Origin of the sequence: Leeuwenhoekiella nanhaiensis (assembly GCF_002744755.1) — a bacterium.
GTDB lineage: Bacteria > Bacteroidota > Bacteroidia > Flavobacteriales > Flavobacteriaceae > Leeuwenhoekiella > Leeuwenhoekiella nanhaiensis.
The window spans coordinates 1-22,822 of sequence record NZ_KZ319289.1; the positions used below are offsets into that span (position 1 = coordinate 1).

The following is a 22,822-nucleotide window of genomic DNA, read 5'->3' on the forward strand; positions in this document are numbered from 1 at the left end:
CGCAGCTCATGTGTGAAGGGATTTTCTTTTTTCCGGTTTCTTTGCTGCCAAAGCATCTTTGGGAAAATCGTATTTTTAAGCCTAAAAGAATTTGATTATGCCAATTGCAAAACCTTTTAATCTTACCCGTTGGGTAGAAGAAAACCGTGAATTACTGAAGCCGCCGGTAGGAAATAAAAATCTGTATAAAGACGCCGATGATTATATCGTGATGGCTGTTGCCGGCCCCAACGCCCGTAAAGACTATCACTACAATGAGACCGAAGAGCTGTTTTACCAGCTTGAAGGAGAGATTGAAGTGCATATACAGGAAGATGGTGAGAAGCGTACGATGAAGCTGGGCCCGGGCGATATGTATCTGCATCCGGCAAAAGTGCCGCATTCTCCTGTACGCAAGCCGGGTTCTATAGGTCTGGTGGTAGAGCGTAAACGCGCTGATCTGGAAGGTAAAGACGGTCTCTTGTGGTTTTGCGACAATTGCAACAACAAACTGTATGAGGTTTATTTTCCACTAAATGATATCGAAAAAGATTTTTTAAAGCACTTTAAAGAATTTTACGGAAGCAAAGAACTGCGCACCTGCGACAATTGCGGTACGGTGATGGAAGCAGACCCTCGATTTGTGCAGGATTAAGTTTACTTTCAATAATGAGCCAATGCACCTTAAGGAGGTGCATTTTTGGTTTATGAATCTGTCAATAAATGCTTTAATTACCTCTTTTGATTTACTAACTTCGTAGAATTGAAACTTAATTAATACGAAAAGCACAAAATAATGGCCGAAACTCTAGCAAATACAGCAATCTCTGAAGCATTAAAAGCTTTAGCTATAGAAGCTCAAAATCCGGGCACTTCTACCGGTACAAAATCTATGAATGGCGGAAGCCTTTTAGACTCTGTTTCTCCGGTTGATGGTTCGCACATTGCCAGCGTCACCCAGACCACTCCTGAGGAATACGAGCAGGTGGTGCAAACTGCTCAGGAAGCTTTTAAGGTTTGGCGTCAAATGCCGGCTCCCCAACGCGGTGAGGTGGTGCGCCAGTTTAATGAAGAGTTGCGTCGCCTAAAAGAACCTTTGGGAAAATTGGTTTCCTACGAGATGGGTAAGAGTTATCAGGAAGGTCTGGGCGAAGTGCAGGAGATGATTGATATCTGCGATTTTGCGGTGGGACTATCGCGTCAGCTTCATGGTTTGACCATGCACAGCGAGCGCCCCGGGCATCGTATGTACGAGCAATACCACCCGCTTGGGATTGTGGGTATTATTTCGGCATTTAACTTTCCGGTAGCTGTATGGTCCTGGAATACGGCTTTGGCCTGGGTTTGTGGCGATGTGTGTATCTGGAAACCTTCCGAAAAAACACCGCTTACCGGAATCGCCTGTCAAAAAATAGCCGCTCGTGTTTTTGCTAAAAACAACCTGCCTGAAGGTATTTCGTGCTTAATAAATGGGGATTATAAAGTGGGCGAGCTGATGACTCAGGACGAGCGCGTACCTTTAATCTCCGCCACAGGTTCTACCCGAATGGGAAAACAGGTCGCGCAAACGGTGGGTGCCCGTCTGGGCAAATCCTTGTTGGAGTTGGGCGGAAACAATGCGATCATCGTCACTCCAGATTCTGATTTAAAGATGACGGTAATCGGGGCGGTGTTTGGAGCGGTTGGAACTGCCGGGCAGCGCTGTACGTCTACCCGCAGGTTAATCATTCACGAAAGTATTTACGATAAAGTTAAAAATGCGATTGTTGATGCCTATGGTCAATTGCGTATTGGGAATCCGCTGGACGAAAAAAACCACGTAGGACCCTTAATTGATACCGACGCGGTTAAGAACTATCAAAAAGCCTTAGAAAAAGTTGTTGAAGAAGGCGGAAAAATCATCGTGGAAGGCGGAGTCCTTGAAGGCGAAGGCTACGAAAGCGGTTGCTACGTTAAACCTGCTATCGCCGAAGCAGAAAACCATTTTGAGATTGTGCAGCACGAGACTTTTGCACCTGTTTTATACCTGATGAAATACAGCGGAGATGTGGGAAATGCCATCGCCCTGCAAAACGGCGTGCGTCAGGGACTGTCTTCAGCGATAATGACTAACAATCTACGTGAAGCCGAGCGCTTTTTGAGTGTTGCCGGTAGTGACTGCGGTATCGCTAATGTAAATATAGGTACCAGCGGAGCCGAAATTGGCGGTGCTTTTGGTGGTGAAAAAGAAACCGGAGGTGGCCGCGAGAGCGGTAGCGATGCCTGGAAGGTGTATATGCGCCGACAAACCAATACCATTAATTATACGACTGAGCTTCCGCTGGCGCAGGGGATTAAGTTTGATTTGTAAGATTTTGAAATACTATAAGCAAAACAGGCTGTCTTGGTTTTAAGACAGCCTGTTTTGCTTATAGACCTCGTATTTAAACCTAGTCGGTTATATCAAAATAGCGTTTTACAGCTTCGTAATCAGAATAATCAAGCTTATTCTTTCCTTCTTTAGACTTGACATTCACCGTTGGTGGAATAATTACGTAACGAAAACGGTTACCGCGATCGGGGCTTATGGCAAACTCGCTCAAAGGTGAGCTTGAGGTTGATCGGGCGGTGATATTAATATCTGCTGATGCTCCAGAACCGCTACCAAAACCGGCGGTAAACTGAGCCCCCCTGAAATTGAGTACCGGTAATAAATACACATTGCCATCACCATATCCTGTAAAGTAAACCAGAACGACGTGCGTGTTTTTTATGCTTGTGGCACTGGGCAAAGATGCGGGAAAATCAATACCCATAAATTTTACAGTAGCTGATGAACCGGTAAATGCTGCAGGAATCCAGTCGCTGTAATAGACTTCGGCATTGCCATCTTCACCGTCCTGACCATCAGCGCCATCCTGACCTGCGGGTCCCTGAGTACCTTGAGGGCCGGCCGGTCCCGCAGGACCTTGTTCTCCTTGAGGCCCCTGCGGCCCGATTTCTCCATCTTCCGGAGAGCAGGAGTGCAATCCGATAGTGAGTACTAAGGCCAGCATAAGTTTAGTGGCCAGTTTCATGTGTGTGTTGCTTGTTTTCATAATAGAGTATTTAAGTTTTACTCTTTATGATCACATCCGGGCTAAGGTTAACACAAAAACTTATTTTTTTATTTAATTGAACCTTTTCAGATTTAATTACTGAAAAGATAAAGGGCTGCAAATACCAAAAGTCCCGCCAATACCGCAAAAAATATTTTCCAAAAGGAATACGGGCGCTTGCCTGAAATGCTTCCGTTTTCGCCATTTACAAAAAAGCTGTATTCCTTGTTTTTATAACGATAGGCGCTTATGTACACCGGAAGCAGAATGTGTTTAAAGGTTTCCTCCTCAAGCTGAATATTGAGCTGGTTAACGCGCTGCTCGTCGCCGCCAATATCACGTCTTGCCCAGACCGTGGCTATATTTCGCATTTCGTCCTGAGCTTCCAGATGCCCCTGATTTAAGGGGATGGTATATTTTTCGGTAACAAAACCGGAGAGGAAACCGCTTTCAAAAGGCTGTAGCTTTTTTAAGTCCCAACGGCTTACGCCACGCGGCACTTTACCGGTGTGTTGTTTTGACGCATTGATCAGGGTGTCGTCTATAAAACCCTGTATGTTTCCGGAGACCGGAGACCAGCGGGTCTTACGTACGCGACGGGTTTGTCTTCGGCCTTTAGAATCGCGGTAAGTTTCGGTTTCATAATAATAATCGCCTCTCGATCCGGTATATCGGCCGTAAAGCTGTGCGTCAAAAGTCCAGTATGGCAAATACAAACCTTTTGTAAACTGCGGATCAAGGCTGGCTTTTTGTAAATCATTAGGCGCCCACCACAGGCCTTTTACCCATTTTTTAAAGCGCACGAGTGCTTCCTGTTGCGTGAGCTGAAAAGGCAATACCCCTCCCGGAAGAATCCATTGCTCGGTTACCGCATCTTCCCGAATGAGCGGAGTGCCGCAATACACGCAGTGCAGGGACTTGTAATTTTCTTCTACATGCTGATTTGCACCACAGTTTTTGCAATGCAGCAGGCTTATTTCTACTGAATTGGCCTGAGCTCCCATTTCGCGCAGATACTCGCGCAAGGGTAATTCTTTTAGAGTATCTAGACTCAGGTTGAGTTCTTCTTGGTGACCGCAATAGTCACAGGTAATCTGGGTAGTGCCGGGCTTGTAGGTAAGCTCGGCACCACAGTTTTTACAGGCTTTTTTAAGTTCCGATTTTTGAATGACAGAATCGCTCACCGTGTGGTTGTTGTCAAATTATTGAGCCGGTAATGGAGGTGGTGTGTTTCCACCTAAAAAGGGCTTCAATTCGTCTAACTCCTGCAGGGCTTTCCATTCGCTCATACCCTGTTTCCAGATCAGCGAATTACGATTTATGGTACGTGACGCAAATAAAGACTGCAATTGCTCAAAGCTTACCGGGCCCTGCTGCTGGTTGTTAAGGGCGAAATAATACTGCGTGGCTGCAGGCATAGGGGGTGGCGTTGCGGCCTGAGTTGCGGGTTGATGCGCCTGAGGTTTTGCCATTGCTGCACCCATTTGCTGGGCGAGGGCAAAGCCCATTCCCATTCCCATTCCGGCGCCGGCCGTGCCTCCTTCATTGTTTGCCGCTGCTTCGATAGCTTTTGCGGTTTTAAACTTGGTAAGCTTATCCAAATCCAGTTTATCGATACGACTGTACTCAAAGATTTCCTTTTTGAGCTCTTCGGGCATCGACACGTTTTCGATAAAGAATTTTTCGAGTGAAATCCCCACGCTGCTAAACTCGGGCTGCATAACCTCTTTACAGGTTTCTGAAAGCTCAGTTGTGTTTGCCGCGTACAATTCAATAGGCAATTTGGCTTCGCCCACGGTATCGGTAAAGCGAGTGGCAATGAGGCTTTTTAGGTGCTCGTTGATTTCGAAATTGGTAAAGTTGGCATCGGTGCCCACGATATCTTTAATGAATTTTCCGGCATCGCCAATGCGGAAGGCATAAGTACCAAACGCGCGTATTTCTACCAAACCAAAGCGCTCGTCGCTCAGCGTAATGGGGTTTTTAGTTCCCCACTTTTCGTCGGTAAACAGATGGGTGTTTACAAAATAAACTTCGGCCTTAAACGGACTGTCAAAACCGTATTTCCAGCCTTTAAGTGTCGTTAAAATCGGAAGGTTTTGTGTGTTAAGTGTATAGGTACCGGGCCCAAATACGTCTGCAAGCTGCCCTTCATTGACAAAAACAGCAGTCTGACCCTCACGTACGATGAGTTTTGCGTTGTTTTTAATTTCGTTTTGATACCGCTCAAACCGGTGGGCAATGGTGTCTTCCGTATAATCGAGCCACTCGATGATGTCTATAAATTCGTGGCTGAGTTTTTCTTTGATTTTGTCAAATAGTCCCATAATTGATGTTTTACCGGTTATTGAATTTGGTTATTAGTTGTTAGAATTCGGAATTTGTTTCAAACTACTCAATTTTTTTTGATATACCCTTTGCTGTTTTAAGAGTATGCGTTTCAATTTTATGCCTTGTCAGAGAGGAGGGGATTGGCTTGCGAACTAGGATTTTTAAAGTTTGCAATAGAATTATAAAACGATTATTTATCTTAAAATTAACTGATTATCAACGGGTTGATTTGGGTTTTGTTTAACCCGGTGTACTGAAATTTTAAGAGATCATCCTGTTAGCTTTACATTTATTAACTAAACAAACATAATAATCATGGAAATAAATTGGATGATTGCAGGCCCGGTATTAGCCGGAATTTTAGGTATTGTGATTGGGTATCTTATGGGATATGCCACTAAAAAATCACCTGATTCAAAGAAGGAATTAGAAGCCTGGGAAAACAAATATGAAGCGAAGAATCGCGAACTCAATACTTCTCTTGAGAAGCGTAAAGAACTAGAGAATACCATATCAAATCTACAAACCCGTTTGAGCAATGTAGAATCTGAATTGGCCAGTTCAAAATCTAAACTGAATGCGGTTCAGAATATTGCCAGCGGAACTACGGAAACCCCGAATAACTTTCGGTCAGAAGAAGCCAAAGCTGCATATGGTCAGGATGTGATTCAGGATGATCTGACTATCGTTGAAGGCATAAACATAGAAATTGCTTCGTTATTAAAACAAAATGGTATAAATACCTGGAAAGAACTGTCAACTACTTCAGCTGAACGATGCCGTGAAATTCTTACCGGTAGCGGGCGTGCAACAGATGCGCATCAACCGGCTACCTGGCCTGATCAGGCTCGCTTGGCCTATGAAGGAAAATGGGAAGAATTGCGCGAGTGGCAAAACAAGCATAAGGTGGTAGCCTAGTCGCATAATTGACTAACTGAAAAAACCGAAGTTTTATGCTTCGGTTTTTTTTATGCGTTTCTGCCATCTTCATCAGGATACAATTTGTAAAGCGGGTCACTTTGCCAAAATTCTTTGGTATCCACATCAATGACGGAAAGTTTTCCGTAGAAAGCCGCACCCGTATCTACATTCCACACATTAGCCATTTGAGTGGGCACGTCTCGGTTGATTCGGGTAACGGGAGTGTGACCTATGAAAATCTCTCGGTGATGCGTAAGGCGCTTGGGATACTCCAGATCATCTGGCTTTAGGCTTTTGTCGAGACCTACTGCCATTTCCCAAAAGGTACGATCCCAGTAAAAAGCCGTGCTGTGATGCTCATACTCGGGTCCATTGTGGTTTTGAAAACCCGCGTGCACATACATACGATTGGCTACATCTATGTGATAATTCTCAAGAGCCTCGTAAAACTCCAGGTGCTCCTTCCGCTGTGCTTCAGAATAGGATTGATACGATTTTATACTGCTTATTCCGCCGTGATTGAGCCAGGTTTCATTGGTTTTATGGGTTTTAAGCCAGTCTGAAACGAGCTCGTCATGATTCCCTCTAATAAAGATGCAGTTTTGCCTGGTTTTAAGGTCGATCAAAAAATCTATGGTCTGTGCGCTGTCGCTCCACCCGTCAACATAGTCGCCCAAAAAGACGAGCAAATCATCGGATTGTACTGCTGCCCGTTCTAAAACCTGTTTTAAGCCTTTGAGTCCGCCGTGTATGTCACCAATAGCCAGTGTACGTGCCATTAATTGTATTTTACTTTACGCAGAATGCGTATGTTTTCTTTATAGGATTGATATAATTTACTGTCAAACTTACGCAGAAATGGCCGTATACTTTCCAGTTTTTCGAGAGCCGGTTCAAAACCGTTTAGGTAACATAGCAAATATGTTGCAGGCAGGTTATACAAATCTGCAGTTTCCCCTTTATTCAGTTCAATTCCCGCCAAGACTTTATTTAGTATAGTATTGTTGTTATTGTAGATGTGGTGCAACAATTTTTTGTCGTATTTCGGAGGTTCAAAAACCAGATCGCTGTCAATAGAATAGGAGCCGTTTTCGTTAAAATGAAGCGTCAATTCTTCAAGCGGATAGTATTTGTAGTTGCCCTGAAGCCCCAACAACACATATTCTAAGATGGTAAACGAATCTTCTGTCATCGTGATTGAGACTTCGTCGAGTGCCGAATAAAAAATACGCACCTGCTCGTTGATGAGTTCAATATCTACCCGGCTAAAGTAGGTTTCTCCCTTTACTTCCTTTTTGTTTCCGGCCCAGCAGACTACAAACTGTTCTTTAAAAACCTTGTATTGGGTGTGCAGATCGGCGTGGCGCACATTTATAAAGTCAATAACTCCATTAAGTGTATGCTCAATGCTGTTGTGCGAATGTTTTTCAATAGTAGCTACGATTTCGCTGTTAACGTCTAAGATTTCGCTTTTAAAAGACTTCGGCATAGAAATGCTTCCGTCCCGGTAGAAAACCGTTCCTCCCCAATATTTCCAGATGTTTTTTTTGAGCGCTGTAAGCTTGTTTAGAGCTCTAATGGTCACCAAACCCACAACCAAATCTGCTGGCAGATGTGGAAACGGAATGTTTTCGTAAGAAACAATAGGCGGATTATCGAGATACGCGTTAATCAGGTTCTGAATCTTGCTGTCATCAAAAAACGGAACCCCCACAATCTCATTGCTTTCGTCCTCAACCCCAATGACGATATAGCTGTTGTTTTTAGGATTGGAGTTTGAAAGTGCACAGATGTGCTTTAAAAATTTGGCTTTGCCCTCTTTGTTGCTGATATCCACTTTACGCTTCTTGTCATAAAAACTGTTCTCGTCATTGTGCGCGAGCAGGTTTTTAATAAGAAGGCGTTTGTTGATCATTGGCTTATTGCAATTATTATTTTTATTGCTATTCGGTTAATCAAATTTATTTCCGCGTTTATCAGAATGTTTAAGGTAGTTTGAAAATTTACTCAATTGATCTATTAAATCCTGAGTTTCCTCATTAAACTTATAAAAGGAATTTTCATCAAGATACCCTCGATCTAAACATCTTAATAATTGCGATTTGACTTCGCAACACGAGCCTCTGGCAATACCTAAGAAATGAATAAATTCCTTGTTACCTCCTCTTCCGAATCCTTCAGCAATATTATCCATCACCGACCCTGAAGAAGCATTTATTTGATTTCTGAGTTCAAAATCGTGTCTCAATTCTGTGGTTTGAATAATCACCCAAACTTTTTGTGAAACTTCACGGGCTTTTTTAAAAACCTCGAGATCTTCAAATGAATTATAATGCGCCATTATTCAGTACCTTATCAAAAAGTAAATAATAATAACAATAAAAATAATAATAGTTACTTCTTATTCACCACCGTACTCGAAGCCTGGTCAACACTCATAACCACGAGATCTGCGATGTTTACGTGATAGGGTCTGGTCACGACAAAATGGATGATGTCTGCAACGTCTTCGGCCTGTAAGGGTTTAAAGCCCTGGTACACCTTGCCTGCTTTATCAGCGTCCCCTTTAAAACGCACTTCACTGAATTCGGTTTCTACCATTCCCGGGTTTACGGCGCCCACACGTATGTTGTAGCCATTCAGGTCGAGTCGCATCCCCTGATTGATGGCATCTACAGCGTGCTTACTTGCGCAATACACGTTGCCTTTGGGGTAAACCTCTTTCCCGGCGGTTGAACCAATATTGATGATATGGCCGCTGTTTGCCCTGATCATTTTGGGGATGATGGCATCGCTCACATAAAGCAAACCTTTTACGTTGATGTCGAGCATGGCATCCCAATCCTCGGTACTTCCGTCCTGAATGGGATCAAGGCCGTGAGCATTACCGGCGTTATTGATGAGAATGTCTATTTGCTGAAAATCTTCGGGTAAACCGGCTATGGCTTGCTGTACCGCTTCTTTATTGCGTACATCAAAATTAAGAGTATGAACCTTAACGTGTCTCCTTAAAGCTGCCTGAAGCGCGTCGAGGCGATCCTGCCTTCTTCCGCAAAGAATGAGGTTAATGCCGTTAGCTGCAAAATGCGTGGCCGTTGCCTTGCCAATCCCGCTGGTGGCGCCGGTTATAAATGCTGTTTTTCCTTTCATAATTTGATTTTTTTTGGTCGTATGAAAATAAGGTTTTACCTACGCGGCATTCCTTAAAGCAATACTAAACTTCGTTAATTGCCGTTAAAGGATTTGATAATGAGCCCGAAGCACATCATCTTTGGGAAATCTAATCTTAATAATCAAACAATGAAAACAATATTCAAATTAAGTATGCTCTTTGTAGCATTTATAGCATTTACTTCGTGTAGTGATGATTCTAACTCTTCAGACCGCGGTACCGCGGGAATGTCTGTGCGACTGGTAGACGGTCCCGGTGATTACGATCACGTTTATATAGATGTTGAAGCTGTGGTTGTAAAGTACAATGAAGATCTTGACGATATAGATGATGCTACAGACGATGATGATTTCGAAAGAGATGAGTATGAACTACTGGTAGATCCGGAAATTTATGACCTTCTTGAGCTAACCGGAGGTACTTACGCGTTACTTGCCGACGAAGACATTCCTGCCGGAGCGATTAACCAAATCAGACTTATCTTAGGTTCAGATAATACAGTGGTTGTTGATGGTGAAACGTATCCATTGCAAACCCCAAGTGCACAACAATCAGGTTTAAAAGTACAATTCAATCAAACCCTTGAGGCTGGTGTATTTTACACCGTAGTTCTTGACTTTGATGTTGACAAATCAATCGTAACTCAGGGTAATGGTGGTTACAGTCTTAAACCGGTTATTCGCGCGACTGCGATAGAGGCAACCGGAGCCGTTTCGGGTAGTGTATTTACAACCGGAGATGTTGTGATTCCAGCAACGGTAAGTACCTTAGTTGGAACAACTGAAGTTACCACTTCTACTAACGCTGATGGAGACTTTGAATTAGTAGGTCTGCCTGAAGGAACTTATGATTTAACCGTAAGAGCTGAGATTACGGAAGGTGTTATCACCACCTTTATTGTGGAAGACGTTGTTGTTGAAAACGGACAAACAACCAGTGTTGGTGCGGTTGTCGTAGTTGAAGAATAAGTCTTAAATACTGTATATTTGAAAAGCAATCTGAGAAGATTGCTTTTTTTTTTGCAACACTTTATTTTAAAACCAGTCATTAGAAGCACTGCAGCTAAGTGGTTTCTAATGCGTGCTCTGGCTGGGGTTTTAACGATAGCTTAACGCAATCGTTTTGAAGAAAAGTTAACCTTTAGAATGTAAAATATACATTAATAGCATATAAATTATGGAAAATACCGGCGCATCTGTTGATATTGGAGCCATCAATGAAAAGATTGAAAGAGAAAGTGCTTTTGTAAAAATCCTGACGATGGAGATGAATAAGGTCATCGTAGGTCAAAAACATATGGTCGAAAGACTTTTGATAGGCCTTTTGGGTCGGGGACATATTCTGCTTGAAGGGGTTCCCGGTCTTGCAAAAACGCTGGCGATCAACACGCTTTCACAGGCTGTTCACGGGAGTTTTAGCCGTATTCAGTTTACGCCCGATTTGCTTCCGGCAGACGTTGTGGGAACACTCATTTACAATATGAAGCTGAATGATTTCAGCATTAAAAAAGGACCCATCTTTGCCAACTTTGTACTGGCAGATGAGATCAACCGTGCTCCGGCAAAGGTTCAGAGTGCCCTGCTTGAGGCGATGCAGGAAAAGCAGGTGACCATTGGTGACGAGACGTTTAAACTGGACGCTCCGTTCCTGGTAATGGCAACTCAAAACCCGGTGGAGCAGGAAGGTACCTATCCACTGCCCGAAGCTCAGGTTGACCGTTTTATGTTGAAAACCGTTATTGACTATCCCAAACACGCCGAAGAACAACTCATCATTCGCCAAAATCTAAAAGGTGCATATGAGAAGGTGAATCCGGTGGTTTCTATAGAGCAGATTTTACGTGCTCAGGAAGCGGTGCGTGAGGTTTATATGGACGAAAAGATCGAAAAATATATTTTGGACATCATCTTCGCTACCCGTTATCCTGAAAACTACAAACTGGCCGATCTAAAACCTCTTATCAGTTTCGGTTCGTCTCCACGGGGTAGTATCAATCTGGCTACAGCAGCAAAATGCTATGCATTTATCAAAGGCCGCGGCTATGTAATTCCGGAAGATGTACGTGCCATCGTACACGACGTGTTGCGCCACCGTATCGGGATCACCTACGAGGCAGAGGCCGAAAACGTCACCACCGAAGAAATCATCAACAAGATCGTAAACGAGATCGAAGTACCTTAAACCAGACCGCAGTCTCAGTTTTCAGTTTATACAGCATATCGCGATAAACTGCCTGCTGCTACTGCCTGCTGATTGCTGAATTATGGATACTAAAGAACTTTTAAAAAAAGTACGCAAGATAGAGATCAAGACCAGGCGACTGTCTGATCATATTTTTGGAGGGGAATACCATTCTACCTTTAAGGGACGGGGTATGACCTTTAGTGAAGTGCGGCAGTATCAGTTTGGCGATGATGTGCGTAATATAGACTGGAATGTCACCGCCCGCTACAGCGAGCCCTTTGTAAAGGTTTTTGAAGAGGAGCGCGAACTCACCATGATGCTTATTGCAGATGTGAGCGGCTCCGAATTTTTCGGTACAGACCAGCAGTTTAAATCGGAAATTGTAACCGAAATCGCAGCGACGCTTGCCTTTTCGGCACTACAAAACAATGATAAAATCGGTTTGATTTTGTTCTCAGACGGCATCGAGCTCTACATTCCGCCTAAAAAGGGAAAGTCACACGTATTGCGCATCATTCGCGAACTGCTTGAATTTAAGCCGAAAAGTAAGCGCACCGATGTGGCTCAGGCGCTTAAGTTTTTATCGAGCGTGATGAAGAAGAAAGCCATTGTTTTTGTGCTTTCAGACTTTATCGCAGACGATTATAACGATACGATGAAAATTGCCGCCAAGCGTCACGACATTACCGGCATTCGCATTTACGATCGCCGGGAAGAAGAAATCCCTAGTTTGGGTGTGGTGCAGATGGAAGATGAAGAAACCGGCGAGTTGCTTTTGGTCAATACCACTTCGCGAAAAGTGCGCGACAACTACGCCAAATATTACCGCGACCGCGTAGGCTATTTTAAAGAAAGCTTTACCCGCAGCGGGGCAGGCGTTATCGATGTGCGTACCGATGAAAGTTATGTAAAAAAATTACTAGGTTATTTTAAAAGAAGAGGATAGATATACGATGAACGATAAGCCTAAAACAACCCTAATTTTTGGCAACCTGAAGACCAGATTTTCCTATTTGGGACTTTTTATATTGCTTGTTTTAAGCGGAAGTGATTTACAGGCGCAGCAGGTAAAAGCTGCGGTTGACAGCACAGACATTCTCATTGGCGAGCAAATCACCTATACTGTAAATGTAGAGGCAGACTCTACAGACCTCGTTATGTTTCCCGAAGGTCAAAGCTTTGTTCCGCTCGAGTTAATCGAAACCTACAAAACAGACACCTCATTTGCGGGAGCCAAAATGAACCTGATCAAACGCTACGGGCTTACCCAGTTTGACAGCGGAAGTTATACTATTCCGCGACAGGTAATCAGCATCAATCAGCAGCCTTTTTATACTGATTCGATTCGGGTTGAGGTTAATAATGTTGCTATAGACACCACCAAACAGGGTCTTTATGATATTAAGGAAATAGTAGAGGTAGAACGTGCTACCAGTAAAATCTGGGAGTATTTGTTGTACTTTTTAATACTTGCTATTGTAATTGGTGTTTTCCTGTTTTTCATCATTAGACGCAATCGCAAAAAAGCGGAAGCCGAGCGCAAACTGCCTCCTTTTGAGCAGGCAATGGTTTCACTAAAAGCGCTTGATGAGGAATACAAAACTCCGGTTCGCGGACTTTCTGATCAGGAGGTTTCAAAAGCCTATTATTCCAAACTTACCGATATCGTACGGCATTATCTGGATGAGGAAGTCTATGATCGTTCGATGGAAAGTACCTCGGGCGAACTTATTGAACGCCTGCTTGAAGAGAAGCAGAAGGGTAAAATTGACCTGAGCAAAGAGACTATCCTCAAACTTGATCAGATCTTAAAGCGTGCCGATCTTACCAAATTCGCCCGTACTGCACCCGGTGAAGGCCAGGCACAGGCAGACCGTATTGTGGCTGAAGAAATTGTTAAGGAAACTAAAGAATCAATTCCCGAGCCTACCGAAGAAGAACTGATGCGCCATGCTGCCTACCGCGAGGCTTTGGCCAAGCGTCGCAAGCGCAAATTGATTCTTACCGGCGTGCTGGGAGTCTTTGCCATTCTGGTAATCTCTACAGGAATTTTAATCGCCACCAAAGGCTTTGATTTTGTAAAAGACAACTTCATAGGTCATCCTTCTAAAGATTTACTGGAAGGCGACTGGGTGCGCAGTGAGTACGGCTATCCACCCATTATCGTAAGCACGCCCCGCGTGTTGGAGCGCACCGTAGTGCCTCTTCCCGATTCCATTGCGATGCAGGTTAATATGAATTCATTTGCCTACGGAAGCCTTATTGATCAGTTTTACGTGGTCGTTAACAATGCGCGTTTTAACAGCAAGGAAGAAGCCAATTTGGATGGCGCGGTTCAGGGAATGATTAGCACTCTTGAAGCCAGCGGCGCTAAGAATCTGATTGTTAAAACCGAAAAATACACCACCCCTGAAGGGACGGAAGGTTTGCGTGTCTTTGGCTCGGGTGAGTTCCCGCAGACCTTAAATAAGAAAAACTTTGATGCCGGTGAATATGAACTCCTGCTTTTCACAACTCCGGGAGTGCTTCAGCAGGTGCTGGTAGCCTGGCGTGAAGACGATCAGTATGCCGCTCAGATGGCGCAACGCATCATCAATTCAGTAGAACTTCAAAAAACAGTACCTACTAATGTTAAGTAATTTTGAATTTCAAAATCCTGAATTTTTCTGGCTGCTTTTGGCTTTGCCAATTGCTGCGGTTTGGTATTTCCTGAAACGAAATAAACTCACGGCACAGGTAAAACTTTCTAGCCTCAAAGGTTTTAAAGCAGGAAGTGGTTTGCTGGCAAAGCTGCGCCCCGTTCTATTTATTTTGCGATTACTCGCTTTAGCCTGTCTCATAACCGCTCTGGCGCGCCCGCGCAATGTTGATGTATCTACCCGTACAAAAACCACTCGAGGTATAGATATCGTGATTGCGATTGACGTTTCGGCGAGTATGCTTGCACGTGATTTACGCCCTAACCGGCTTGATGCATTAAAGGATGTGGCTGCAGAATTCATCCGCCAGCGCCCCAACGACCGTATTGGTCTGGTGGAATATGCGGGCGAAAGCTACACGCGTACACCCATCACCAGCGACAAGGCCATTGTGTTGAGTTCGCTCGAAGATGTACAGTATAACAGCATCATTGAAGGCGGTACGGCCATCGGGATGGGTCTGGCAACTTCCGTTAACCGATTAAAAGACAGTAAGGCCAAAAGCAAGGTGATCATTTTGATGACCGATGGGGTGAATAACGCCGGTTTTATTGAACCTGCCATTGCCAGCGAGCTTGCGCAGGAATACGGTATTAAGGTCTATACCATAGGTCTGGGTACGAATGGAACTGCGCTTTCGCCTACCAATATGCGTGCTGACGGAAGTTTTATTTACGGCAGAATCCCGGTTGAGATAGATGAAGAGCTGCTTAAAACCATTGCAGATGAGACCGGCGGACTCTACTTTCGGGCGACTGATAATGAAAAACTGGAGCAGATTTATGCCGAAATCAACAAGCTTGAAAAGACTGATGTGGAAGAATTTAAGTACACCAATTATGAAGAAAAGTACCGTCCGCTGGTGATTTTGGCAGGGCTGTTGCTTTTGTTTGAATTGCTATTGCGCTACACGGTTTTCAGGAGTTTTGTTTAGAAGATTTTATAAGGGCTGCTGAGTGAAATTCAAATGTTGTAACAAGCTGAATTTGGTATCGAAGCAGATTCAAAAAAATAAATAATAACAATAGATAAGTTTCTATGTATTTATTGGAAGAAAAAATATGGTTTTGGGCCTTGCTTGCCATTCCGGCGGTGGTACTGCTGTTTCTGGCAGTAAGCCTCTGGAAACGCAACGCGCAAAAACGCTTTGTGGCTAACCGCGAGTTGCTGGGTGCCCTTACGCCGCAGCGCTCGGTTTTTAAGCCGGTTTTCAAACTGGTTTTGATTTGCCTGGCTATTGCCCTGATGGCGGTTGCATTGGTAAATCCCAAGATAGGCACCAAGCTCGAGACGGTAAAACGCGAGGGAGTTGATGTGGTATTTGCTGTTGACGTGTCTAAAAGTATGGATGCCGAAGATATTGCGCCCAGCCGTATGGAAAAAGCAAAGCAGCTGGTAACCCAAATCATCAACAATCTGGGAAGCGACCGCGTGGGAATTATTGCCTATGCCGGTAGCGCGTATCCCCAGTTGCCCATCACCACCGATTACAGCAGTGCAAAAATGTTCCTCAACGCGATGAATACCGATATGCTTTCGAGTCAGGGAACGGCAATCAAAGACGCTATTGAGTTGGCCAAAACCTATTACGACGATGACGAGCAGACTAACCGGGTTTTGGTAATCATTTCAGACGGAGAAGATCATGCGGGCAATGCCGCCGGGATTGCAGAATCTGCACAGGAGGAAGGCATTCGCATTTTTACCATAGGCGTAGGTACCGAAGCCGGAGAGCGCATTCCAATAAAGCGTAACGGTGTGGTGCAGTCCTACAAAAAAGATCAGGAAGGCGAGACTGTGATTACCAAGTTAAATCCCGAAACCTTGAAGGAAATCGCCAATGAGGCGAATGGAGAATACATCAATGGCAACAGCACTCAGGAAGTGGTTGACAAGATGAGCACCGCCTTTGGGCAAATGGATAAAAAAGAGTTTGAGGCCAAGCAATTTGCCGACTTTAAAGACCAGTTTCAGTGGTTTGTAGGCGCGGCATTATTCTTGTTATTTCTGGATGTGTTTCTGCTTGAGCGTAAAACCGCCTGGGTACGTAAACTCAACTTATTTAACGAAAATAAAAAAGACAAATAGGATTTTGAAGATGAAGAGAGCGATTAAACTAATAGCAATTTTTGCAGTATTGATGAGCGGTAGTCTTTTCGCGCAAAGCGAAAAGCCCAACCCTGCAATTCTGGAAGCTCAGGATTTTGTTGCTGAAGGTAATGAGGAGTTTGTGTCTGAAGAATTTTCTGCTGCCGAAACCTCCTATCGAAAAGCCATCGCTAAAGACCCGGCCAATGTGGCGGCAAAATACAATATGGGTAACAACTACTACCGAAACAAAAAGTACGATGAAGGTATGACGCGCTACCTTCAGGCAGCTGAAGTAGCCACTACCAAAGCCGAGAAACATAAAGCCTATCACAACCTGGGCAATGCGTTCTACCAACAAAAAGATTATAAAAAGGCTGTTGAAGCCTATAAGAATGCCTTGCGCAACGATCCCACAGATGACGAGACCCGTTACAATTTGGCCCTGGCCAAAAAAGAAGAAGAGAAAAACGGTGGCGGCGGTGACGATAATAAGGATGATGAGAATCAGGACCAAAATCAGGATCAAAAAGATCAGAATGGAGAAGGCGATGACAAGGAAAGCGATGATGGTAAGCCTAAAGAGGGTGACGGAGACAAAGAGAGCGACAAAGGCGAGGATAAGGAAGAAGATAAAGGAAAACCTAAAGATGGAGAAGGCGATCAAAAAGATCAGGGAGAAAACGGGGATAAACCTAAAGAGCAGCCTAAGCCTCAGCCCGGTCAGGGACAGCTTTCACCCCAGCAGGTAAAAAGCTTACTCGAAGCCATGAAGAATGAGGAGAACAAAGTGCAGGAAAAAATTAACGCCGAGAAAGTTAAAGGCGCTAAAGTAAAAACAGATAAAGACTGGTAATTACGTTTAAGGTAAAAGCAGCAATGATGATGAAGATGCAGATAAAACTTTTGCTGATCCTGATTTTCACAGGATTTACCGCCTGGTCTCAGGTAAAATTTGATGCCCGGGTGAGCAAGGAGACGCTTGGAGTCAATGAGCGTCTGCGTGTAGATTTTGAGATGAACCAGGACGGGGATAATTTCAGACCACCTGGTTTTCAGGGTTTTACCGTCGTGGGCGGTCCTAACCAAAGCATCAGCAAACAATGGGTAAACGGGAGGGCTAGTTTTTCGAAGACCTTCTCCTACTTCTTACAGCCTAATGCCACCGGAAAATTAAAAATTGGCCAGGCCGAGATTGATATTGAGGGTACAACGTATAAAACGCTTCCGGTAGAGATTACCGTGACAGGAGCCGTTGATGTACCCAAAGACCCAAATGATCCGGCGGTTGCAGCGGCAGAAAATGTGCATTTGGTGGCTGAGGTTTCCAAATCTGATCCCTATCTCAATGAGGCTTTTACTGTTGTTTACAAACTGTATGTTTCCCGCGAAACATCGGTAACCGGCTGGAATGAGGTTGAGGCTCCAAAATTTTCAGACTTCTGGAATCAAAGTATTGATGAAAAGCAGTTTAAAATTTACGATGGCAGCTACAACGGTAAGCCCTATCGCTATGTGATTTTAAGACGTACGCTGTTGTATCCTCAAAAAACCGGCGAACTGACCATAGAGCCGCTTGCGCTTAATATCAATGTGGAAGCGCCTACCAATCGCCGTGATATATTTGGGATGCGCATTCTGCGTCCCGCGCAGATTAAGGTTACCGCGCCTACACGAAAAGTTAAGGTCAAGCCGCTTCCTGAAGCAGGCAAGCCCGAAAGCTTTACCGGAGCCGTAGGAACTTTTGACTTTGACGTTACAGCCAGCAAAACCAAATTGGATGCGCAGGAAGCTTTAGACCTTACGATAAGTGCCAAAGGTAATGGCAACCTGAAACTGTTTAATCTGCCTAAGCCTAAATTACCCAGTTCCCTGGAAGTTTACGAGCCCGAAAACGAGCAGGACGTTCGGGTTTCTGTTAATGGGATGAGTGGTAAAAATGCACAGCGTTATACCATCGTGCCTCAGCAAAAAGGGAATTATCCTATTCCGTCTATAAATTTCTCCTATTTCGATCCTGCCACCGAGCAATACAAGACCCTGAGCAGTGATGAAATTATCATTGATGTGGAGAATGGTCCCGCTACTCTTGCGCAAAATAACAATAAAGTGCCGGTTGAAGCGCAAAAGCAATTTAGTTATATCAAGTCTGATGCTAACCTTATTCCCAGAAACCGGGAAAGCTTTTTTGGTACTACCCTGTTTTGGAGTATGCTGGGCACGCCGGCTTTATTGATTCCGTTGCTGATATTCTTTGGTCGTAAGAGACGCGAATATCAAAATGACATTAAGGGCAACAGGTTGCGCAAGGCAGATAAGTTGGCGCGTAAATACCTAAGCGATGCCAAAAAGAATTTGGGCGACCAGACTGCGTTCTATCTGGCTCTTGAAAAGTGCCTGCACAACTACCTTAAGGCCAAGCTCAATATTCAAACCAGTGAGATGAGTAAAGAACGCATCAGCCAGTTGTTGAAGGAACGCGGCGTAACGGTTGAAACTACGGCAAGCTTTCTTAAACTCTTAGAAAGTTGTGAATTTGCCCGTTACACCCCGGCAAGCAGCGATGCGATGCAGCACGATTATGAGCAGGCTTCACAGGTTATTTCAGATATTGATAAGCAATTGTAGGTTTTAAAATCGCTATAAAATGATTAAGAATATAGAATTTTTTAGACCGAAAACATCAGGCATTAGCTTAGATAGGATTAGAATACTGCCTGTATTTGTTATGCTTTTAACCCTATTTGGGTTACAGGCACAAACACCAGAACAGCTTTTTGAGACCGGTAATTCGCAGTATGCGCAAAATAATTACGAGGAGGCCATTAAGAACTACGAAAAAGTTTTGGACGCAGGTTATGAGTCTGCAGCCGTATATTACAATCTTGGGAATGCCAATTACAAGCTCAATCGCATAGCGCCCAGTATTTACAATTATGAGAAAGCGCTCCAACTGAAGCCCAATGATCAGGAAATAAAAAACAATCTGGAGTTCGCGCAGAATATGACAGTAGACGCGATAACTCCTTTACCTCAAAATACCTTTAAAAAATGGTATCGTGCAGTGCTTGGATTATTCAGTCTCAACGGCTGGGCGATTTTAACCGTAGTGCTTTTGGGCGTTTTTACCCTGTGTTTTCTGGTTTATTATTTTAGTACTTCAACTTCCCTGAAACGAGGGTTTTTTACGGTTTCATTTTTGGCTTTGGGGCTGGGTTTGTTGAGTCTTACCATGGCCTTTCAGGCTCAGGCTGATGCTCAAAACCGAAACTTTGCCATTGTTTTTTCGCCGGAGGCCGAAATAAAAAATGCCCCAAACCTGGCAGGGGAAAGTAGTTTTGTACTTCACGAAGGGACAAAGGTCAGAGTGCTTGAACAGGATGTCAATTGGGCCCGTATTCAGCTGGCAGATGGTAAAGAGGGATGGATTCCTGCTTCAGATCTTAAAATTTTATAGATTTAAAAACTTTATCAGTACTAATTTGCTATAACTTTTATAAATTTATAGTTGTTAACAAAATTTTCACTTTTGAAAGGCAACTGTATTTTTCTGCTCGCGCTGTTTCTGTTTTTTTTGAACAGTCCGGCCTTTGTGCGCGCTATGGAAACCCATGACGACCTCTGTATGATAGATGGTATAGATGGGGAGCACAGTTGTTCCAATCTCTTAGATTTAAAAGACACCTTCAAAAAAAACACCCATCTTTTTGATTTTGAAGCTATACCTGCCGAAAACCTTCGGGCCGCGGTAGCTTCACGAGATGAGGTACTCAGCCTTATTTATCTCGATTTGATTTCGCCGCCTCCAAAAAAAGACTAATTTCCTTCTTAGATCCTGAATACCGGCAGCTTTAAAACAAAGCCTGGGATTCCTGACTCTTACATGCTCATAATTAGTATTTCGCAACCACAAACCAATTTTATCTATGGATATTCAGCAAATCTTTGAAAATAACAAAGAATGGGTGGCACAACGCTTAAAAGCGGAGCCCGATTATTTTAAAAAGCTATCAGAAGGACAATCGCCCAAGATTCTGTACATAGGCTGCAGCGATAGCCGTGTAACTTCAGAAGAACTCATGGGTATGGGACCCGGCGATGTGTTTGTACATCGCAATATTGCTAATATGGTGCCCAATTCAGACCTGAGTTCGATGTCTGTAATTAATTATGCCGTTGAACATCTTAAAGTAGATCACGTGGTGGTCTGCGGGCATTACTACTGCGGGGGTGTAAAAGCCGCTATGCAATCTGCAGATCTGGGCTTGTTGAACCCATGGTTGCGAAATATACGTGACGTGTACCGCATTCATAAAGATGAGCTTAATAGCATCAAAGATGAAGAAGCGCGTTATAAAAAGTTTGTGGAGCTCAACGTTCAGGAGCAGTGTGTTAATGTGATTAAAACCGCAGATGTTCAGAAAGCCATTCGCACGCGTAAACTCACGGTTCACGGCTGGGTGTTTGACATTCATTCAGGCAAGTTGATAGACCTCAATATTGACTTTGAGAAGATTCTTCAGAATATCATGGAAATATACAGACTGGACGCCCTTTAATGAGCGGCAATCAGTCCTGACCTTACAGATTTAAAACAACCTTAAAACCAAAACATCATGTTTAAACATTTAAAAAATGATTTCCCTGCAGCGGTAGTGGTCTTCTTTGTGGCCATACCGCTCTGTCTGGGAATTGCGCTGGCGAGTGGCGCCCCGTTATTTTCGGGGCTCATAGCGGGTATCGTAGGCGGTATCGTGGTGGGCGCAATAAGTGGCTCAAGCCTGGGTGTTAGTGGGCCGGCAGCCGGACTTACCGCAATTGTTCTTGCGGCAATTACAACTTTAGGAGGCTATGAAAACCTATTGGTGGCCGTGGTGCTGGGCGGGGTGATTCAGTTGCTGTTTGGAGTACTGAGAGCCGGAATTATAGGATATTACTTTCCTTCTTCGGTAATTAAAGGAATGCTTACTGGTATCGGTATCATCATCATTCTGAAGCAAATACCACATTTCTTTGGCTATGATGCAGATCCTGAAGGCGACTGGAGCTTTTTTCAGGTAGATGGCGAGAATACCTTTTCAGAACTGGGAAACATTGTGGGTAACATCAGTCCGGGAGCGACACTCATCGCCTGTATTGGTATGGGGATCTTGATTTTATGGGAATCTGTACTCAGCAAAAAAGGAAAGATTTTTAAACTGATTCAGGGCCCTCTGGTGGCTGTCGCTGCCGGAATCATCTATTATCTGGTTACTCAGGGTTCAGAGTCTTTGGGTATTGAAGCAGCGCATTTGGTTTCGGTACCGGTGCCGCAGAATTTTGATGATTTTATCAGGCAGTTTACCTTTCCCAACTTTTCCATAATTGGACAACCGGCGGTTTGGGTTACTGCCTTTACGCTCGCATTAGTTGCCAGTCTGGAGACTTTGCTTTGTGTAGAGGCTACAGACAAGCTTGATCCCCGAAAACGCACCACCCCTACTAACCGGGAGTTGTTTGCGCAGGGAACCGGTAACATCATTTCCGGTTTAATAGGTGGTCTTCCCGTGACTCAGGTTATAGTGCGCAGTTCGGCTAATATTCAGTCGGGCGGACAAACCAAGATGGCTGCTATTTTGCACGGTTTTCTATTGTTGATCTCGGTGATTTTAGTGCCAAATATTTTAAACCTGATCCCACTTTCGGTTTTAGCTGCGATCCTGTTTTTGGTAGGTTATAAACTGGCAAAACCGGCTACCTTTAAACGGATGTTTTCTTTAGGTTGGAAGCAATGGGTACCGTTTATGATTACAGTTTTGGGCATTGTCTTTACCGATTTGCTCATAGGTATCAGTATGGGTCTGGCTGTAGGTATTGTAGTTATTCTCATCAAAAACTATCAGAATTCGCACTTTCTGCACATTCGTGATGAAAAGGAAACTGGAATAAAAGTCGTGAAAATGACCCTGGCCGAAGAAGTTACCTTTATCAACAAGGGCGCGATTTTGAAAGAGCTTGATAAACTGGAGCCCAACTCGTATCTGGAAATAGATGTGTGCAAAACCCGCTATCTGGATCACGATATTATTGAAATTCTGGATGATTTCCGCTTTAGGGCCAAAGACAAAAACATCAACGTTAAGATTATCTCAGAGCGCGGAACTGTTGAAAACCCCGAGAGTTACGAGGCATTTTTTAAAGAAGTCAAGATTGAAGAATACCGTACAACCGGTTAATTTTTCTAGAAAATGTTCATTTTATAATCCGTTAGATTCCTCGCAATCTGACGGATTTTTTTTGGCGTCGTCAAAGGGATTCGACAAGTCGGCCCGATAGTCACTAGGACGGCTCCAAATCAGGATTTTGTTTCTTTTGAATACCTCTTGCGCTTG

At 44.0% G+C, this 22,822-nt stretch carries 22 protein-coding genes; 15 read left to right on the forward strand and 7 right to left on the reverse strand.

Annotation, left to right across the window (positions count from 1 at the left end; genetic code table 11):
- The first annotated feature begins 97 nt into the window (after positions 1 to 97).
- Both CJ305_RS06625 and amaB read left to right on the forward strand, forming a co-directional pair.
- Positions 98 to 634, forward strand: coding sequence for a 3-hydroxyanthranilate 3,4-dioxygenase (locus tag CJ305_RS06625; RefSeq protein ID WP_099645483.1), 537 nt, complete (start codon positions 98 to 100; stop codon positions 632 to 634).
- A gap of 141 nt (positions 635 to 775) precedes the next feature.
- Positions 776 to 2,329, forward strand: coding sequence for an L-piperidine-6-carboxylate dehydrogenase (amaB, locus tag CJ305_RS06630; RefSeq protein ID WP_099645484.1), 1,554 nt, complete (start codon positions 776 to 778; stop codon positions 2,327 to 2,329).
- A gap of 79 nt (positions 2,330 to 2,408) precedes the next feature.
- Here amaB and CJ305_RS19595 read toward each other — a convergent pair whose 3' ends face one another.
- The 3 genes from CJ305_RS19595 to CJ305_RS06645 form a co-directional block, all read right to left on the reverse strand.
- On the reverse strand, positions 2,409 to 3,056 hold the full coding sequence (locus CJ305_RS19595; protein WP_143469354.1) for a collagen-like protein: 648 nt from the start codon (positions 3,054 to 3,056) through the stop codon (positions 2,409 to 2,411).
- Between the two features lie 92 nt (positions 3,057 to 3,148).
- On the reverse strand, positions 3,149 to 4,240 hold the full coding sequence (locus CJ305_RS06640; RefSeq protein WP_099645485.1) for a TFIIB-type zinc ribbon-containing protein: 1,092 nt from the start codon (positions 4,238 to 4,240) through the stop codon (positions 3,149 to 3,151).
- Between the two features lie 18 nt (positions 4,241 to 4,258).
- Positions 4,259 to 5,383, reverse strand: a complete 1,125-nt coding sequence (locus tag CJ305_RS06645) for an SPFH domain-containing protein (RefSeq protein WP_099645486.1) — start codon at positions 5,381 to 5,383, stop codon at positions 4,259 to 4,261.
- Positions 5,384 to 5,702: 319 nt separating this feature from the next.
- On the opposite strand from CJ305_RS06645, the gene CJ305_RS06650 reads away from it, so the two are divergent.
- Positions 5,703 to 6,305 carry a hypothetical protein gene (locus CJ305_RS06650; protein ID WP_099645487.1) on the forward strand — a complete coding sequence of 201 codons (603 nt, stop codon included), beginning with the start codon at positions 5,703 to 5,705 and terminating at the stop codon, positions 6,303 to 6,305.
- Between the two features lie 50 nt (positions 6,306 to 6,355).
- Here CJ305_RS06650 and CJ305_RS06655 read toward each other — a convergent pair whose 3' ends face one another.
- Genes CJ305_RS06655 through CJ305_RS06670 form a run of 4 tightly spaced genes read right to left on the reverse strand, consistent with a single transcriptional unit; the run spans position 6,356 to position 9,458 of the window.
- The gene (locus tag CJ305_RS06655) at positions 6,356 to 7,087 is read right to left on the reverse strand and encodes a metallophosphoesterase family protein (protein ID WP_099645488.1); all 732 of its coding nucleotides are present in this window, start codon (positions 7,085 to 7,087) and stop codon (positions 6,356 to 6,358) included.
- The gene (locus tag CJ305_RS06660; protein ID WP_099645489.1) at positions 7,087 to 8,223 is read right to left on the reverse strand and encodes an ATP-binding protein; all 1,137 of its coding nucleotides are present in this window, start codon (positions 8,221 to 8,223) and stop codon (positions 7,087 to 7,089) included. The genes CJ305_RS06655 and CJ305_RS06660 overlap by 1 nt, the downstream gene beginning before the upstream one ends.
- 36 nt (positions 8,224 to 8,259) lie before the next feature.
- On the reverse strand, positions 8,260 to 8,649 hold the full coding sequence (locus CJ305_RS06665) for a four helix bundle protein (RefSeq protein ID WP_099645490.1): 390 nt from the start codon (positions 8,647 to 8,649) through the stop codon (positions 8,260 to 8,262).
- Between the two features lie 53 nt (positions 8,650 to 8,702).
- Complete coding sequence (locus CJ305_RS06670) at positions 8,703 to 9,458, reverse strand: SDR family NAD(P)-dependent oxidoreductase (RefSeq protein WP_099645491.1); 756 nt, start codon at positions 9,456 to 9,458, stop codon at positions 8,703 to 8,705.
- Positions 9,459 to 9,608: 150 nt separating this feature from the next.
- On the opposite strand from CJ305_RS06670, the gene CJ305_RS06675 reads away from it, so the two are divergent.
- From CJ305_RS06675 to CJ305_RS06730, 12 genes are all read left to right on the forward strand, one after another.
- Positions 9,609 to 10,448, forward strand: coding sequence for a DUF4382 domain-containing protein (locus tag CJ305_RS06675; RefSeq protein ID WP_223248816.1), 840 nt, complete (start codon positions 9,609 to 9,611; stop codon positions 10,446 to 10,448).
- 208 nt (positions 10,449 to 10,656) lie between these two features.
- Entirely contained in the window at positions 10,657 to 11,661 is a 1,005-nt protein-coding gene (locus CJ305_RS06680) for an AAA family ATPase (protein ID WP_099645493.1), read from the forward strand.
- Between the two features lie 82 nt (positions 11,662 to 11,743).
- On the forward strand, positions 11,744 to 12,610 hold the full coding sequence (locus tag CJ305_RS06685) for a DUF58 domain-containing protein (RefSeq protein ID WP_099645494.1): 867 nt from the start codon (positions 11,744 to 11,746) through the stop codon (positions 12,608 to 12,610).
- Positions 12,611 to 12,617: 7 nt separating this feature from the next.
- Positions 12,618 to 14,303, forward strand: coding sequence for a hypothetical protein (locus CJ305_RS06690; protein WP_099645495.1), 1,686 nt, complete (start codon positions 12,618 to 12,620; stop codon positions 14,301 to 14,303).
- Positions 14,293 to 15,297 carry a vWA domain-containing protein gene (locus tag CJ305_RS06695; protein WP_099645496.1) on the forward strand — a complete coding sequence of 335 codons (1,005 nt, stop codon included), beginning with the start codon at positions 14,293 to 14,295 and terminating at the stop codon, positions 15,295 to 15,297. The genes CJ305_RS06690 and CJ305_RS06695 overlap by 11 nt, the downstream gene beginning before the upstream one ends.
- A gap of 104 nt (positions 15,298 to 15,401) precedes the next feature.
- Positions 15,402 to 16,451 (forward strand): vWA domain-containing protein, encoded by a 1,050-nt coding sequence (locus tag CJ305_RS06700; protein WP_099645497.1) that lies wholly within the window; start codon positions 15,402 to 15,404, stop codon positions 16,449 to 16,451.
- 10 nt (positions 16,452 to 16,461) lie between these two features.
- Entirely contained in the window at positions 16,462 to 17,307 is an 846-nt protein-coding gene (locus CJ305_RS06705; RefSeq protein WP_099645498.1) for a tetratricopeptide repeat protein, read from the forward strand.
- Between the two features lie 29 nt (positions 17,308 to 17,336).
- Positions 17,337 to 19,079, forward strand: a complete 1,743-nt coding sequence (locus tag CJ305_RS06710; RefSeq protein WP_099645885.1) for a BatD family protein — start codon at positions 17,337 to 17,339, stop codon at positions 19,077 to 19,079.
- A 100-nt stretch (positions 19,080 to 19,179) separates the two neighbouring features.
- The gene (locus CJ305_RS06715) at positions 19,180 to 19,908 is read left to right on the forward strand and encodes an SH3 domain-containing protein (protein ID WP_223248817.1); all 729 of its coding nucleotides are present in this window, start codon (positions 19,180 to 19,182) and stop codon (positions 19,906 to 19,908) included.
- Between the two features lie 72 nt (positions 19,909 to 19,980).
- Entirely contained in the window at positions 19,981 to 20,271 is a 291-nt protein-coding gene (locus CJ305_RS06720; RefSeq protein ID WP_099645500.1) for a hypothetical protein, read from the forward strand.
- Positions 20,272 to 20,377: 106 nt separating this feature from the next.
- Positions 20,378 to 21,010 carry a carbonic anhydrase gene (locus CJ305_RS06725; protein ID WP_099645501.1) on the forward strand — a complete coding sequence of 211 codons (633 nt, stop codon included), beginning with the start codon at positions 20,378 to 20,380 and terminating at the stop codon, positions 21,008 to 21,010.
- Between the two features lie 57 nt (positions 21,011 to 21,067).
- On the forward strand, positions 21,068 to 22,666 hold the full coding sequence (locus CJ305_RS06730; protein ID WP_099645502.1) for a SulP family inorganic anion transporter: 1,599 nt from the start codon (positions 21,068 to 21,070) through the stop codon (positions 22,664 to 22,666).
- Positions 22,667 to 22,822: the final 156 nt, after the last annotated feature.